The following is a 15062-nucleotide window of genomic DNA, read 5'->3' as shown; positions in this document are numbered from 1 at the left end:
CGCGGGGGTGTGACCGCGTGCCCCGGTCGCCCGTACGCTGGGCAGGTGACTCAGGAAGCTCCCGGGGAGCCGACGACCCGGAACGACGACGCGCAGGACCCGCAGGCGGCCGGGCACGAGGCCGCCGGTCAGCAGGCCGCCGGACGGGCGGCCGCCGCCGGGCCGGCGGGCGGTGAGGAGACCGCTGGGCAGGCCGGCGGCGAGGGCGCCGGTCAGAACACGGGGCCGGACCAGGAGCAGGATCAGGCCTCGGAACGGCCGGAGGCGCGGCTGGAGAAGGCCGTGCGCGTTGCCGAGCAGGCACTGATCGAGTTCGAGATCGCGGTGGAGACCTTCCGGGTCGAGGTGGAGAACTTCTCCCGCCTCCACCACCAGAGGCTCGGCCCGATGTACGCACGCCTCGACGAGCTGGACGCCCGGATCGCGGAGGCCACGGCCGCCCGTACCGGCGATCCGGAAGACCGCCGCAGGGCGGAGGAGGCGCGGGCCATGGTCATGCCGATGCCCGGCGTCGACGAGTTGTTCCACGACTGGATGGACTCGGACGGCCTCTCCCCGGAGGCGTCGGCGATGCTCACCGAGCAGACCGTGCAGCCTCCCAAGCGGGTCAGGCCGAGCGAGGAGGCGCGCAGGCTCTACCGCGAGCTGGCCCGCAAGGCGCACCCGGACCTGGCGCAGGACGAGGCGGAGCGGAGCCGCAGGGACGAGTTCATCGCGCGGGTCAACGCGGCGTACGGGCGTGGGGACGTGGGCCAGCTGCGGGTGCTCGCCGACGAGTGGGCCGCGGGTCCGGTGCCCGTGGAGCAGCAGCCGGAGCGCGATGAGCTTTACGCCCGGCTGGAGTGGCTCTCACGGCGCAAGGAGCTGCTGTCCGTGATCGCCAAGGAGCTGGAGGACAGCGCCATCGGTTCGATGCTGCGGATGGCGCCCGACGATCCGGACCGGCTGCTGGAGGAGATCGCGGAACAGCTGCTCGCGCGGGTCGCCGAGCGCGAGGCGGACCTTGCGAGACTGGTGCAGTAGTAGGTTGCACTGCCGGGCGGGCTCCGCTCCCCGCTGAGCGACGAGCACGACCGGCACGACGAGCACACTGTGTACGTACGAGAGAAGGCATGACCCATGAACTTCGCCCCGCTCCCCTCCGTCGACGTGGCGTCGGTGCCGGCCGACGGTCTTGTGCTGGACGTACGGGAGAACGACGAGTGGGCAGCCGGTCATGTCGAGGGCGCGCTGCACATTCCGATGAGTGACTTCGTGAGCCGCTTCGGTGAACTCACCGAAGCGGCGGAGGACGGCCGGCGGGTGCACGTGATGTGCCGGGTCGGCGGCCGTTCCGCACAGGTCACGCAGTACCTGGTGCAGCAGAGTGTGGACGCGGTGAACATCGACGGCGGGATGCTCGCCTGGGACGGCGCCGGACGTCCGATGGTCACCGACGACGGAAGCCCGGCTTTCGTCCTCTGACGTCGCCCCTCGGCCGTCTCAGCCGCGGCAGCCGTCTCAGCCGCGCCTCAGCGGTCGAAGTCCAGCTCCACGTCCGGTGACGCCGGGTGCGACTGGCAGGCCAGTACATAGCCCGCCTCGGTCTCCTCCGGCTCCAGCGCGTAGTTGCGGTCCATCCGCACCTCGCCGGAGACCAGGAAGGCCCGGCACGTCCCGCAGACGCCGCCCTTGCAGGCGTACGGCGCGTCCGCGCGACTGCGCAGCACCGTCTCCAGCAGCGATTCGCCGTCCCGCACCGGCCAGTTGCCCGACCGGCCGTCGAGTGTGGCGGTGAGTGTGGCGGTGAGGGTGCTGCTCGTGGACGCGGTTGGTGACGTACTGCTCGCGACCGTCTCCGTCCCGCCCCCGGCGTCGACGTGGAAGATCTCTTCGTGGATGCGGCTCCTGACCACGCCCAGGCCGCGCAGGGCGCGCTCGGCGCTCTGGACGAGTCCGAAGGGTCCGCACAGGAACCAGCCGTCCACATCCGCCACCGGCAGCAGCGCGGGCAGCAGCCCCGTCAGCCGGTCCTCGTCGAGGCGGCCCGGTCCCAGCCCCGCCTGCTGCTCCTCCCGGGAGAGCGCGGTCACCAGCTGGAAACGGTCGGGGTAGCGGTCCTTGAGATCGGCCACCTCGTCCAGGAACATCGTCGAAGCCGCGGTGCGGTCGCTGCGGATCAGACAGAAACGGGCATCGGGCTCCCGCGCCAGCAGTGTCGCCGCGATCGACAGCACCGGTGTGATGCCGCTGCCGCCCACGATCGCCGCGAAGCGGCCCGGGCGCGGCTTCAGGACGAACCGGCCCGTGGGGGCCATGGCCTCGACCGTGTCGCCGACGGCCAGTTCCTTGAGGGCGTACGTCGAGAAGTCGCCGCCGTCGACCAGTCGGATGCCCACCCGGAGGACCGGAGCCAGCGGCTCTTCGGTTGCCGGGGCGCAGATCGAGTACGTACGCCGGATCTCCTCCCCGGCCACCACGCGGCGCAGCGCGATGTGCTGGCCCGGTGTGTGCCGGAAGGTCTCGTGGAGCTCGGGCGGTACGTCGAGGGTGACGGCCACGGAGTCGTCGGTGAGCCGCTCGACCTCGCGGACCCGGAGCGGATGGAACCCAGCCCGTCCGGCGTCTGAGGACAGCATCTACAACTCCTTGAAGTGGTCGAACGGTTCGCGGCAGGACACGCAGCGGCGCAGTGCCTTGCACGCGGTGGAGGAGAACCGGCTGAGCAGCTCGGTGTCCGTGGAGCCGCAGTGCGGGCAGCGCACCGACAGGGTGAGCGGAACGGGCCCGCCGCCGGTGGGCTGCGGGCGCGGCGGGGCTATGCCGAACTCCGCGAGCTTGCGCCGGCCCTCCGCGCTGATGTCGTCCGTCGACCAGGCCGGGGACAGGACCGTGCGGACCGAGACCTCCGGTATGCCGTGCTCGTGCAGCACGCGCTCGATGTCCGAGGACATCGCCTCGATCGCGGGGCAGCCGGTGTACGTCGGGGTCAGCTCGACCTCGACCCGGCCGGGCCCGAAGACGTGGACGGCGCGCAGGACGCCCAGCTCCTCCAGGGTGAGCACCGGAAGCTCCGGGTCGGGGACCGAGCCCGCGAGCCGGCGCAGCTCGGCTTCCAGGAGCGTCTCGGTCACCATGTCGCCCCCGGGTGACTGCGGTGCAGGTGCTGCATCTCGGCGAGCATCCGCCCGAACGGCTCGGTGTGCAGTCCCTGCCGTCCCGCTCCCGCCGCCCAGGCGCCGCTGCGCGGTCCGTCGGGCACGGTCAGCGTCGCCCGGCCCAGCACGGTGCCGACCGACTCCCGCCAGTCGTCCTCCAGCTTCTGCCAGTCGGCGTCGACGCCCTCGACGGGCTGGAACATCTCGCCGGTGAACCGCCACAGGGCGTCACAGCCCCGCTGCATCCGCCCGTGGCTCTCGTCGGTGCCGTCGCCCAGGCGCAGCGTCCAGTGCTCGGCGTGGTCCCGGTGGTAAGCGACCTCCTTGACGGCCTTCGCCGCCAGCGGCGCGAACGCGCCGTCCCCGGACGCCAGCTGTCCGTACAGCAGCTCCTGGTAGGTGGAGAAGTAGAGCTGGCGGGCGATGGTCTGCGCGAAGTCGCCGTTGGGCTGTTCGACGAGCTGGAGGTTGCGGAAGGTCCGTTCCTCGCGGAGGTACGCCAGCTCGTCCTCGTCACCGACGAGGGAGAGCAGGATCCGGGCCTGCCCCAGGAGGTCCAGCGCGATGTTCGCGAGGGCCACCTCCTCTTCCAGTACGGGGGCGTGTCCCGCCCACTCCCCCAGCCGGTGCGAGAGCACCAGCGCGTCGTCGCCCAGGGCGAGAGCCGCGGGCGCGAGCGCGGCGGCCACAGGTGCTCGGTTCACAGATGCCGCACCCCTTCCGGGATCTCGTAGAACGTCGGGTGCCGGTAGGGCTTGTCCGCGGCCGGTTCGAAGAACGGGTCCTTCTCGTCGGGTGAGGACGCGGTGATCGCCGACGACGGCACGACCCACAGCGAGACACCTTCCGACCTGCGGGTGTAGAGGTCGCGGGCATTGCGCAGCGCCATCTCCGCGTCCGGTGCGTGCAGGCTGCCGGCGTGGGTGTGGGACAGTCCGCGGCGCGAGCGCACGAACACCTCCCACAGCGGCCAGTCGGAACTCGTCATGCTGCTGCCTCCCCGTGCTTCGCGGCGTACGCGCTCGCCGCGTCCCTGACCCAGGCACCCTCTTCGTGTGCCTGGCGCCGCTGCGTGATCCGCTGCTCGTTGCACGGACCGTTGCCCTTCAGCACGTCCCGGAACTCGTCCCAGTCGATCGCGCCGAAGTCGTACTGCCCACGCTCCTCGTTCCACCGCAGGTCCGGGTCGGGGAGGGTGAGGCCGAGCGCCTCGGCCTGCGGGACGGCGATGTCGACGAAGCGCTGGCGCAGCTCGTCGTTCGAGTGCCGCTTGATCTTCCAGGCCATGGACTGCGCCGAGTGCGCCGACTCGTCGTCCGGCGGGCCGAACATCATCAGCGACGGCCACCACCAGCGGTCCACCGCGTCCTGCGCCATCGCGTGCTGCTCCGGCGTCCCCCGGCTGAGGGTGAGCAGCAGCTCGTACCCCTGTCGCTGGTGGAAGGACTCCTCCTTGCAGATCCGGATCATCGCGCGGGCGTACGGACCGTACGAGCAGCGGCACAGCGGCACCTGGTTGGTGATCGCGGCGCCGTCCACCAGCCAGCCGATCGCACCGACGTCGGCCCAGGTCAGCGTGGGGTAGTTGAAAATCGACGAGTACTTCTGGCGGCCGGAGTGGAGCTTGTCGAGCAGCTCTTCGCGGCTGGTGCCCAGGGTCTCGGCGGCGCTGTAGAGGTAGAGCCCGTGCCCTGCCTCGTCCTGCACCTTGGCCATCAGGATGGCTTTGCGGCGCAGTGAGGGGGCGCGGGTGATCCAGTTGGCTTCCGGCTGCATGCCGATGATTTCCGAGTGGGCGTGCTGCGCCATCTGCCGGACCAGCGAGGCCCGGTAGGAGTCGGGCATCCAGTCCCGCGGCTCGATGCGTTCGTCCGCGGCCACCGCGGTGTCGAACGCCGCTTCATATGCCGCTGTCCGCTCTGCCTGTCCGGCCTGCGTCCCAGTCGTCGTACGGTGCGCAGCTGCTGTAGCCATCCGAGCCCCCTGCCGTCCCTGCCGGGTTCCCGGCCGGTCCTCCGAAGAAACGACCAGCCGACCGACCGATCGTTCGGTTCGATGACTTCAATGGTGAGTCGACGGCCCGTAGGGTGTCAACCCTGTGGATAACTGCTGTGGGCCGATGGGGATCGGGGCGGGATGGATTCGTACGACGACAGGGGTGTGATCGCCGGGCGGGACACGGCCTCCGCCCCGGGCGCTCCCGGGGCCGCGACGGCCCCGGAGGGTGTGACGCCGTCAGATCTCGCGGGAGCTCCGGAGGACACGCGTCACCTCGACGCGTCGGGCCCCGGCACGTCGGGCGGTATCGCGGCGCTCTCCCTCCCGTACCGGCTCCTGGCCGCTCTCGCGCTCGCCGTGGTCGGGGTGGTCGCCTGTGTGCACCTGGGGATGGTTTTCCTGCACGTCGCGCCGTCCAACACCCTCACCAAGCAGAACGGCGAGGCGGTCGACGACTGGGTCTACCCCGAGTTCGAGCAGAACTGGAAGCTGTTCGCGCCCAATCCGCTCCAGCAGAACATCTCCGTGCAGGTGCGGGCACAGGTCCGTACGGCAGACGGCCAGGTGAAGACCAGTGACTGGATCGACCTCACCGCCCAGGACGGCGAAGCGATCCGCGGCAACCTGCTGCCGAGCCACACGGTCCAGAACGCGCTGCGGCGCAGCTGGGACTTCTACACCGCCACGCACGACAACGCGAACAAGCCGAACGGCCTGCGCGGTGCCCTCTCCGAGCGCTACGTCCGCCGCACCGTCATGCTGCGCCTCGGCGGGCAGGACCTGGGCGGCGAGGTCGAGCGGATACAGGTCAGGTCGGAGACGGTGTGGGTGAAGGCCCCGCCGTGGAGCGAGGAGAAGACGAACACGCGGCCGGCCCACCGGGTCCTGCCGTGGTGGCCGGTGACCGGGGCGGATCTGCCCGAGGGCGTGCGGCACGCATCGGGGGCGGTCCGGTGAGCTCGTCCGTTCCCCCTTCCGCCGACGCCCCAGCCGGCAGCCCTGCCCGCACTCCCGCCCGCACCCCGGGCCGTGTCTCCGGCCGCGCTCCCGTCCGTGGGCTCGCCCGCGCCGTCCAGCGCGTCACCTCCACCGCCCTCGGGCCGTACCAGAGTGCCGTCGTCCGGATCGGGTTCTCGCTGACCTGGCTGTTCTTCCTGCTCTGCGAATACCCGCACCGTCACGAGCTGTACGGGCCCGGCGGGCCGTGGAGCTGGGACATGGCCCGCCGGCTGATAGCGGACAACCACGCGTTCACCGCGCTGATGTGGTCGCAGAACCCGGTCTGGTTCGAGATCGTCTACGGGCTCGCGGTCGTGTCCGCGGCACTGCTGATGCTGGGCTGGCGGACCCGGACCATGTCCGTCCTTTTCATGATCGGCGTGCTGTCGCTGCAGAACCGCAGCATCTTCATGGGCGACGGCGGCGACAACGTCATCCACCTGATGGCGATCTACCTGGTCCTGACGCGGTGCGGGCAGGTGTGGTCGCTGGACGCCCGGCGCGACCCCTCGCGCGCCGACCAGGTGGGGCCCGCCCTGTGGGGTGCGCTCGGCGCCTGCCTCATCGCGCTGACGTTCATGGGCCCGCTCGGCGGCGGCTGGCTGCTGATCCTCTGGGGCCTGTGGGCGGTGCACGCGCTGTGGTGGGCCGCAGGCCGCTACGCGCCCGGGCAGCCGCGCGCACTGCTGGACGTCATCGCCAACCTCACGCACAACGCGGGCCTCCTCGTGATCATGGCGGAGGTCTGCCTCGTCTACGCCACCGCCGGCTGGTACAAGATCCAGGGCTCGCGCTGGCAGGACGGCACCGCGCTCTACTACCCGCTGCACCTGGACTACTTCTCGCCCTGGCCCGCGCTTTCGGAGCTGCTCGCCTCCCACGGCGTGATCGTGATGCTGCTGACGTACGGGACGGTGGCCGTGCAGGTCGCCTTCCCCTTCACGCTCCTGAACCGGCGGGTCAAGAACGTCCTGCTCGCCGTCATGATCGCTGAGCATGCGGCGATCGCCGTGGTGCTCGGCCTGCCCTTCTTCTCGCTCGCGATGATCGCCGCCGACGCGGTCTTCCTGCCGACCGGTTTCCTGCGGCGCACCGGCCGCTGGGCGGCGCGCGGACGTGACCGGGTGTGTGCCGGGGTGCGGCGGCGCCCGGCAGCGCGGGTGACGCCGCAGGGGCGCCCGCGGCACGAGGAGCAGGTCCGTACGCTCGTCGAGTGACAGCCCCGGCCGCAGGCCCCCGTAGGCTGAGGCCATGACTGAGGACGTGGCCCAGGCCGTGATGCGGCAGTGGCGTGAGGCTGCCCCGAGCGCTGTTCTGCTCGACGGGTTCCATGCCCTGAAGCATGCGCTCCGCTTCGGCGCGGAGGTGCGGCTGACGGTCGCGAGCGATCGGAAGGCCGTGCTGGCGCTCGCGCGGGAGCTCGCCGACGACCTGTCGGACGTGCTCGCCGAGTCCGTCGTCGAAATTCCGGCGCACGCCCTGCGCGAACTGGTTCCCAGGGTTCACACGACAGCGGTGGCCGCGCTGGCGGTGCGGCGCGACGCTCGCGCGAACGCGGACCGGCTGGCCCGGCTGCCCCGGCCGGCCCCGGTCGTCGTGCTGGACAACCCCCGTAACCTCGGCAACGTCGGAGCGGTGGTCCGGCTGGCTGCCGGATTCGGTGCCACGGGTGTCGTCACGACCGGTGACATGGACCCCTGGCATCCCAACGTCGTGCGGGCGGGCGCCGGGCTCCACTACGCCACGGCCGTCGAGCGCAGGAGTCTTGACGCCTTGCCTCCGGGGCCGCTGTACGTACTGGACCCGGAGGGCGAGGACATCAGGTCGGTCAAGATCCCTGACGACGCGCTCGTCGCGTTCGGCTCGGAGCGCCACGGGATCTCACCGCAGGTGCGCGCCAGGGTCACCAGACTGGTGGCCCTTCCCATGAGGCCGCAGGTCTCCAGCTACAACCTGGCGACCAGTGTGGCCATGGCGCTGTTCCACTGGGGCGGGCCCGCCGCCGGCCCCGCGTAGGCGGGCACGGAACGGCGGGCCCGGGGCCGGCGGAAAACCGCAGGGGGGCTACGCCTGGCGGCGCACCTCGACCATCCGGAAGCGGTTGGCCACGAACGCCGCGTCGCACAGGGCCGCGTTGGCCGCGGGGTTGCCGCCCGAGCCGTGGAAGTCGGAGAAGGCCGCGGTCTGGTTGACGTAGACGCCGCCCGTCAGGTTCAGGGACAGCTGGGCGGACTCCTCCAGGCAGACCTCTTCGACGGCGCTTTCGGTCTCCGGCGACGTCGTGTACGCGCCCACCGTCATCGCGCCCTTCTCGCGGACCGTACGGCGCAGCAGTTCCAGGGCGTCCGCGGTGGAGCCCACCGCGACCGCGAAGGAGACCGGGCCGAAGCACTCGGACATGTACGCCGCTTCCGCGTCCGGCTTCGCACCGTCGAGCTTGACCATGAGCGGCGTGCGGACGGTCGCGTCCGGGAAGTCCGGGTGGGTGATCTCCTTCGAGGGGAGGGCCACTTCGCCCAGGTCGGAGGCCGCTTCGAGGCGGGCCTTCACGTCCGGGTTGACCAGCGCGCCCAGCAACGCGTTCGCGCGGGCGTCGTCGCCGAGGAGGCCCGCGACCGAGGCCGCGAGGTCGGCGGTCACCTCGTCGTACGACTTCGGTCCGGCGTCCGTCGCGATGCCGTCCCTGGGGATGAGCAGGTTCTGCGGGGTCGTGCACATCTGGCCGCTGTAGAGGGACAGGGAGAACGCCAGGTTGGACAGCATCCCCTTGTAGTCGTCGGTGGAGTCGATGACGACCGTGTTGACGCCGGCCTTCTCCGTGTAGACCTGCGCCTGGCGGGCGTTCGCCTCCAGCCAGTCGCCGAAGGCGGTGGAACCCGTGTAGTCGATGATCCGGATCTCGGGGCGGGTCGCGAGGGTCTTGGCGATGCCCTCGCCGGGCCGCTCGGCCGCCAGCGCCACCAGGTCCGGGTCGAAACCGGCCTCGGCGAGGACCTCGCGGGCGATGCGGACCGTGAGGGCCAGGGGGAGGACCGCGCGGGGGTGCGGCTTGACCAGGACCGGGTTTCCGGTGGCGAGGGAGGCGAAGAGGCCCGGGTAGCCGTTCCAGGTGGGGAAGGTGTTGCAGCCGATCAGCAGCGCGATGCCGCGCGGGACCGCGGTGAAGGTCTTGTTCAGACTGAGCGGGTCGCGCTTGCCCTGCGGCTTGGACCAGTCGGCTGCGGCGGGGGTGCGGGTCTGCTCGGCGTACGCGTACGCCACGGCCTCCAGGCCGCGGTCCTGCGCGTGCGGGCCGCCCGCCTGGAACGCCATCATGAAGGCCTGGCCGCTGGTGTGCATGACCGCGTGGGCGAACTCGTGCGTGCGGGCGCTGATGCGCGACAGGATTTCGAGGCAGACCAGGGCGCGGGCCTCCGGGCCCGCGTCCCGCCACGCGCCCATGCCGGCCCGCATCGCCGGCAGCAGGACGTCGATGTCCGCGTGCGGGTACTCGATGCCCAGGTGCGGCCCGTACGGCGACACCTCGGCGCCCGTCCAGCCGTCGGTGCCCGGCTGGTCGAGCTCGAAGCGGCTGCCCTGAAGGGCCTGGAAGGCCGCGAGGCCCTCGGCGGCGCTCAGGCTGCCGTTCTCGCCGTACGCCTTGGGGTGCTCGGGGTGCGGGGACCAGTACGCCCGCGTGCGGATCACGTCGAGCGCCTGGTCGAGCGTGGTCCGGTGGGTCTCGGACAGCTGGGAAGTGGTGAGTTCGGCGGCCACGGCGGACCAACTCCTCGTCGAGCTGGGCGGGGACAGGCGGACACGAGATACAGTAACCGAACGATCGGTCGGGACAAGAGGGCCCGGTAAAACCTGTGGACAACTCGTACGGGAGGATCGGGGTCATGACAGCTATCGATCGAGCCCGCACCGTCGCCGTCGTGGGCACCGGCACCATGGGTCAGGGCATCGCCCAGGTCGCCCTCCTCGCCGGCCACCCGGTGCGTCTCCACGACGCCGCGGCCGGACGTGCCCAGGAGGCCGCCGAGGCCGTCGGAGCGCGCCTGGACCGGCTCGTCGAGAAGGGCCGGCTGGAGCGGAGCGCGGCGGACGGGGCCCGCGCCCGGCTGTCCGCCGTGGACGATCTCGCCGAGCTCGCCGACGCCGCGCTGGTCGTCGAAGCGGTCGTCGAGCACCTGCCGGTCAAGCAGCAGCTCTTCACCACACTCGAATCGATCGTCGCCGACGACTGTCTCCTCGCCACCAACACCTCCTCCCTCTCCGTCACGGCCATCGCGGGCGCCTTGGAGAACCCCGGCCGTTTCGTAGGACTGCACTTCTTCAACCCGGCGCCCCTCCTGCCCCTCGTGGAGGTCGTCAGCGGCTTCGCGACCGACGAAACGAGCGCCACGCGCGCGTGGGCGACCGCGGCCGCCTGGGGCAAGACCCCGGTCCGCTGCGCGGACACCCCCGGTTTCATCGTCAACCGCATCGCCCGCCCCTTCTACGCCGAGGCGTTCGCGGTGTACGAGGAGCGGGGGGCGGACCCGGCCACCATCGACGCCGTACTGCGCGAGTCGGGCGGCTTCAGGATGGGCCCCTTCGAGCTGACCGACCTGATCGGACAGGACGTCAACGAAGCCGTCAGCCGGTCGGTGTGGGAGTCGTTCTTCCAGAGCCCCAAGTTCGTGCCCTCGCTGGCGCAGCGCCGCCTCGTCGAGTCGGGAAGGCTCGGGCGCAAGTCCGGACACGGCTGGTTCCCGTACGGAGACGCGGGAGCGGCAAAGCCGGCCCCGCTCACCGCAGGGCCGGAGGACGTTCCCGAAGCCGTCACCGTCGTCGGGGACCTCGGCCACGCCGATGTCCTCGTCGCGATGATGGAGGAGGCGGGCATCGCCGTGGAGCGGGTCGGGACGGGCGGCCCGTACATCGAGCTGCCGGGCGAAGGGCAGCTCGTACCGGCCGACGGGCGCACCTCCGTCGAGTACGCGGACGTCGTCTACTTCGATCTCGCCCTCGACTACCGCGGCGCCACCCGCATCGCGCTCTCCGCCTCCGAGGACACGTCCGCGCGGGCGATCGCGGAGGCCACCGGGCTCTTCCAGGGGCTCGGCAAGGACGTCAGCGTCATCGGTGACGTCCCCGGCATGATCGTCGCCCGTACGGTCGCGATGCTCATCGACCTGGCCGCCGACGCCGTCGCGCGCGGTGTCGCCTCGTCCGAGGACATCGACACGGCGATGCGCCTCGGCGTGAACTACCCGCTGGGGCCGGTCGAATGGAGCGACGCGCTCGGCCAGGACTGGGCGTACGACCTGCTGAAGAACCTGCACGAGTGCTGTCCGACCGGGCGCTACGCCCCGTCCCTGGCGCTTCACCGGCAGGCGTTCGCCACCAAGGGGGAGAGCGCCTGATGGCCACCGCCAAGCGGGACACGTACACCCCCGAAAGCCTCCTGACGGTGGCCGTCCGGGTCTTCAACGAGCGCGGCTACGACGGCACGTCCATGGAGCACCTCTCCAAGGCCGCCGGCATCTCGAAGTCCTCGATCTACCACCATGTGACGGGCAAGGAGGAGCTGCTCCGGCGCGCCGTCAGCCGCGCGCTCGACGGGCTCTTCGGGATCCTCGACGAGCCGGGCGCGGTGCGCGGGCGGGCGATCGAGCGGGTGGAGTACGTCACCCGCCGCACCGTGGAGGTGCTGATGGCCGAGCTGCCGTACGTCACGCTGCTCCTTCGCGTGCGCGGCAACACGAAGGCCGAGCGCTGGGCCCTGGAGCGGCGCCGCGAGTTCGACCAGCGGGTGGCCGATCTGATGAAGGCGGCGGCGGCCGACGGGGACCTGCGTACCGACGTGGACATACGCCTGGCGACGCGACTGCTCTTCGGAATGGTCAACTCGCTGGTGGAGTGGTACCGGCCGCAGACGGCCCAGGGGGGCGGCGGGGCGGACGGGGAACAGCTCGCCGAGACCGTGGTGCGGCTGGCCTTCGACGGGCTGCGCACCAGCCGCTGAGCCTTCGCTGCGCACCAGCCGCTGAGCTTTTTCACAGCTCCTGAGGCGGCTGAGGGGATTGGGGTGGCTGGGACGTCTGCGGCGAGGCGGCCGAGTCGAGGTCTGTCTCCTCGAAGACCAGCAGAGTGCGCGTGCTGAGCACCTCCGGGATCGACTGGATCTTCGTCAGCACGAGCTCGCGCAGCGCTCTGTTGTCCGCCGTGTGCACCAGCAGCAGTACGTCGAAGTCCCCGCTGACCAGTGCGATGTGCGCGGCGCCGGGCAGTTCCTGAAGCCGCTCGCGCACCGTCCGCCAGGAGTTCTGCACGATCTTGAGCGTGATGTACGCCGACGCTCCCTGCCCCGCGCGTTCGTGGTCCACGCGCGCGCTGAAGCCGCGGATCACGCCGTCGTCGATGAGGCGGTTGATGCGCGCGTACGCGTTGGCGCGCGACACGTGCACGCGCTCGGCCACGGACCGTATCGACGCGCGGCCGTCCGTTCGGAGCATGCGCAGGATGTCGCGGTCGATGGCGTCGAGCGGGCGCGCGGGAGGCCCCGCTCCCGCGTCGGCCATTTGTTCAGCTGCCATGTCCCCCCGCCTTCCTCTCATGGACGACCTGCGTCCATCCCAGGCTGTGGAGAACCGTTTGTCCACAGGCTGGCGCCGCCTGTAGCCAAATTGCATCCACGACCGAACAATCGGTAGGTGAGGCACACCACATTCCTGTGCCGTTCTCACCGCTCCCACGAGGAGGTGCACGCGATGAAGAAGAGCACCATGACGGTCCAGGAAATGCCGGGTGCTGCCGCATACAGGCCCACGCCTCCCCCGGCCTGGAAGCCCCGCACGGACCCCGCACCGCTGCTCCCGGACAGCGAGCCGTACCGCGTGCTCGGCACCGAAGCCGCCGACCGGCTCGACGCCGCCCTGATGCGGCGGCTGTACGCGGAGCTGGTCCGCGGCCGCAGGTACAACGCGCAGGCCACCGCCCTCACCAAGCAGGGCCGCCTCGCCGTCTACCCGTCCAGCACCGGCCAGGAGGCCTGCGAGGTCGCCGCCGCGCTCGTCCTCCAGGAGCAGGACTGGCTCTTCCCCAGCTACCGGGACACCCTGGCCGCCGTGGTGCGCGGACTCGACCCCGTACAGGCGCTGACGCTGCTGCGCGGCGACTGGCACACCGGGTACGACCCGCGGGAGCACCGCATCGCGCCGCTGTGCACCCCCCTCGCGACCCAGCTGCCGCACGCGGTGGGCCTGGCACACGCCGCGCGCCTCAAGGGCGACGACGTGGTCGCGCTCGCCATGGTCGGTGACGGCGGCACCAGCGAGGGCGACTTCCACGAGGCGCTCAACTTCGCCGCGGTCTGGCAGGCACCGGTCGTCTTCCTCGTGCAGAACAACGGCTTCGCGATCTCCGTACCGCTCGCCAAGCAGACCGCGGCGCCCTCCCTGGCCCACAAGGCCGTCGGGTACGGCATGCCGGGCCGGCTGGTCGACGGCAACGACGCCGCCGCCGTGCACGAGGTGCTCGCCGAGGCGGTGGAGCGCGCCCGGCGGGGCGGCGGTCCGACGCTGGTCGAGGCGGTCACGTACCGCATCGACGCCCACACGAACGCCGACGACGCGACCCGTTACCGGGGCGAGGCCGAGGTGGAGGCGTGGCGTACGCACGACCCGGTCCAGCTGCTGGAGCGGGAACTCACCCAGCGGGCGATCCTGGACGCGGACGCCGTACGGCAGGCACGTGAGGAGGCCGAGACGATGGCGGCGGACCTGCGCGAGCGCATGAACGCGGATCCGGCGCTCGACCCCATGGACCTCTTCACGCACGTCTACGCCGAGAAGACCGCGCAGTTGAGGGAGCAGGAGGCCCTGTTGCGGGCCGAACTCGACGCGGAGGGCGAGCGATGACCACGGCAGCTAGGACGGGGGCGGCGGCCACGGCGGCCGCCGCGAAAGCCGCGAAGCCCGCGACGATGGCACAGGCCCTCGGGCGGGCGCTGCGCGACGCGATGGCCGAGGACCCGGCCGTCCATGTGCTGGGCGAGGACGTCGGCGCGCTCGGCGGTGTCTTCCGGGTCACCGACGGGCTCGTGAAGGAGTTCGGCGAGGACCGGGTCACGGACACACCGCTCGCGGAGGCGGGGATCCTGGGAACGGCCGTCGGCATGGCGATGTACGGACTGCGGCCGGTCGTCGAGATGCAGTTCGACGCGTTCGCCTACCCGGCGTTCGAGCAGCTCTTCAGCCATGTCGCACGGATGCGCAACCGCACGCGCGGCGCGATGCCGATGCCGATGGTGATCCGGGTGCCGTACGGCGGCGGGATCGGTGGCGTCGAGCACCACAGCGACTCGTCCGAGGCGTACTACATGGCGACTCCGGGGCTCCATGTCGTCACGCCGGCCACGGTCGAGGACGCGTACGGGCTGATGAGGGCCGCGATCGCCTCCGACGACCCGGTGGTCTTCCTGGAGCCGAAGCGGCTCTACTGGTCGAAGGCGGCATGGTCGCCGGACGCGCCGGCCGCCGTCGAGCCGATCGGCCGGGCGGTGGTGCGACGCTCCGGGCACAGCGCGACGCTCATCACGTACGGGCCGTCCCTGCCGGTGTGCATGGAGGCGGCGGAGGCGGCCGGGGCGGAGGGCTGGGACCTCGAAGTCGTGGACCTGCGCTCGCTCGTGCCCTTCGACGACGAGACGGTGGCCGCTTCGGTACGGCGGACCGGGCGCGCGGTCGTCGTCCACGAGTCCACCGGCTTCGGCGGACCCGGCGGGGAGATCGCCGCCAGGGTGACGGAGCGCTGCTTCCACCACCTGGAGGCGCCGGTGCTGCGGGTCGCCGGATTCGACATCCCGTATCCGCCGCCGATGCTGGAGCGGCACCATCTGCCGGGAGTGGACCGGGTTCTCGACGCGGTCGCGCGGCTTCAGTGGGAGGCGGGCAGCTGATG

Annotated in this window: 16 protein-coding genes; 9 read left to right on the top strand and 7 right to left on the bottom strand. The window is 71.5% G+C overall.

What is annotated here, in order from left to right; all coding sequences use genetic code 11:
* Positions 1 to 45: 45 nt before the first annotated feature.
* Both BN1555_RS15920 and BN1555_RS15915 read left to right on the top strand, forming a co-directional pair.
* Positions 46 to 1023 (top strand): J domain-containing protein, encoded by a 978-nt coding sequence (locus BN1555_RS15920; RefSeq protein ID WP_093800014.1) that lies wholly within the window; start codon positions 46 to 48, stop codon positions 1021 to 1023.
* A gap of 96 nt (positions 1024 to 1119) precedes the next feature.
* A complete protein-coding gene (locus BN1555_RS15915) occupies positions 1120 to 1464 on the top strand; it encodes a rhodanese-like domain-containing protein (RefSeq protein WP_093800013.1) in 345 nt (114 codons plus the stop codon).
* A 47-nt stretch (positions 1465 to 1511) separates the two neighbouring features.
* Here the strand turns inward: BN1555_RS15915 and BN1555_RS15910 are convergent, their stop codons facing one another.
* Genes BN1555_RS15910 through paaA form a run of 5 tightly spaced genes read right to left on the bottom strand, consistent with a single transcriptional unit; the run spans position 1512 to position 5111 of the window.
* A complete protein-coding gene (locus BN1555_RS15910) occupies positions 1512 to 2618 on the bottom strand; it encodes a 2Fe-2S iron-sulfur cluster-binding protein (RefSeq protein ID WP_093800012.1) in 1107 nt (368 codons plus the stop codon).
* Positions 2619 to 3116, bottom strand: coding sequence for a 1,2-phenylacetyl-CoA epoxidase subunit PaaD (paaD, locus tag BN1555_RS15905; protein WP_093800011.1), 498 nt, complete (start codon positions 3114 to 3116; stop codon positions 2619 to 2621).
* Positions 3110 to 3841, bottom strand: a complete 732-nt coding sequence (gene paaC / locus BN1555_RS15900; RefSeq protein ID WP_093800010.1) for a 1,2-phenylacetyl-CoA epoxidase subunit PaaC — start codon at positions 3839 to 3841, stop codon at positions 3110 to 3112. Before paaC ends, paaD begins: the two co-directional genes overlap by 7 nt.
* The gene (gene paaB, locus BN1555_RS15895; RefSeq protein WP_093800009.1) at positions 3838 to 4125 is read right to left on the bottom strand and encodes a 1,2-phenylacetyl-CoA epoxidase subunit PaaB; all 288 of its coding nucleotides are present in this window, start codon (positions 4123 to 4125) and stop codon (positions 3838 to 3840) included. The genes paaC and paaB overlap by 4 nt, the downstream gene beginning before the upstream one ends.
* Positions 4122 to 5111 (bottom strand): 1,2-phenylacetyl-CoA epoxidase subunit PaaA, encoded by a 990-nt coding sequence (gene paaA / locus BN1555_RS15890; RefSeq protein ID WP_093800008.1) that lies wholly within the window; start codon positions 5109 to 5111, stop codon positions 4122 to 4124. The genes paaB and paaA overlap by 4 nt, the downstream gene beginning before the upstream one ends.
* Before the next feature lie 162 nt (positions 5112 to 5273).
* Here paaA and BN1555_RS15885 point away from each other — a divergent pair, with 162 nt between their 5' ends.
* From BN1555_RS15885 to BN1555_RS15875, 3 genes are read left to right on the top strand one after another with little or no spacing between them, the layout of a single operon-like run.
* Entirely contained in the window at positions 5274 to 6092 is an 819-nt protein-coding gene (locus BN1555_RS15885; protein ID WP_093800007.1) for a DUF5819 family protein, read from the top strand.
* Entirely contained in the window at positions 6089 to 7351 is a 1263-nt protein-coding gene (locus BN1555_RS15880; protein WP_255306051.1) for an HTTM domain-containing protein, read from the top strand. Before BN1555_RS15885 ends, BN1555_RS15880 begins: the two co-directional genes overlap by 4 nt.
* Positions 7352 to 7385: 34 nt before the next feature.
* Positions 7386 to 8150 carry a TrmH family RNA methyltransferase gene (locus BN1555_RS15875; RefSeq protein WP_093800006.1) on the top strand — a complete coding sequence of 255 codons (765 nt, stop codon included), beginning with the start codon at positions 7386 to 7388 and terminating at the stop codon, positions 8148 to 8150.
* Positions 8151 to 8198: 48 nt separating this feature from the next.
* Here the strand turns inward: BN1555_RS15875 and paaN are convergent, their stop codons facing one another.
* The gene (paaN, locus tag BN1555_RS15870) at positions 8199 to 9890 is read right to left on the bottom strand and encodes a phenylacetic acid degradation protein PaaN (protein ID WP_093800005.1); all 1692 of its coding nucleotides are present in this window, start codon (positions 9888 to 9890) and stop codon (positions 8199 to 8201) included.
* A 125-nt stretch (positions 9891 to 10015) separates the two neighbouring features.
* Here paaN and BN1555_RS15865 point away from each other — a divergent pair, with 125 nt between their 5' ends.
* Positions 10016 to 11524, top strand: coding sequence for a 3-hydroxyacyl-CoA dehydrogenase (locus BN1555_RS15865; protein ID WP_093803426.1), 1509 nt, complete (start codon positions 10016 to 10018; stop codon positions 11522 to 11524).
* On the top strand, positions 11524 to 12126 hold the full coding sequence (locus tag BN1555_RS15860; RefSeq protein WP_093800004.1) for a TetR/AcrR family transcriptional regulator: 603 nt from the start codon (positions 11524 to 11526) through the stop codon (positions 12124 to 12126). Before BN1555_RS15865 ends, BN1555_RS15860 begins: the two co-directional genes overlap by 1 nt.
* 31 nt (positions 12127 to 12157) lie before the next feature.
* On the opposite strand, the gene BN1555_RS15855 is transcribed toward BN1555_RS15860, so the two are convergent.
* Positions 12158 to 12697: an Lrp/AsnC family transcriptional regulator gene (locus BN1555_RS15855; RefSeq protein ID WP_093800003.1), complete on the bottom strand. Its 540-nt coding sequence runs from the start codon at positions 12695 to 12697 to the stop codon at positions 12158 to 12160.
* Positions 12698 to 12871: 174 nt separating this feature from the next.
* On the opposite strand from BN1555_RS15855, the gene pdhA reads away from it, so the two are divergent.
* Positions 12872 to 14020: a pyruvate dehydrogenase (acetyl-transferring) E1 component subunit alpha gene (gene pdhA, locus BN1555_RS15850; protein ID WP_093800002.1), complete on the top strand. Its 1149-nt coding sequence runs from the start codon at positions 12872 to 12874 to the stop codon at positions 14018 to 14020.
* Complete coding sequence (locus BN1555_RS15845) at positions 14017 to 15060, top strand: alpha-ketoacid dehydrogenase subunit beta (RefSeq protein ID WP_093800001.1); 1044 nt, start codon at positions 14017 to 14019, stop codon at positions 15058 to 15060. The genes pdhA and BN1555_RS15845 overlap by 4 nt, the downstream gene beginning before the upstream one ends.
* Positions 15061 to 15062: the final 2 nt, after the last annotated feature.

This window comes from Streptomyces sp. Wb2n-11, from assembly GCF_001049855.1.
Taxonomy (GTDB): domain Bacteria; phylum Actinomycetota; class Actinomycetes; order Streptomycetales; family Streptomycetaceae; genus Streptomyces; species Streptomyces altiplanensis.
This window is presented reverse-complemented; position numbering and strand designations above follow the sequence as displayed.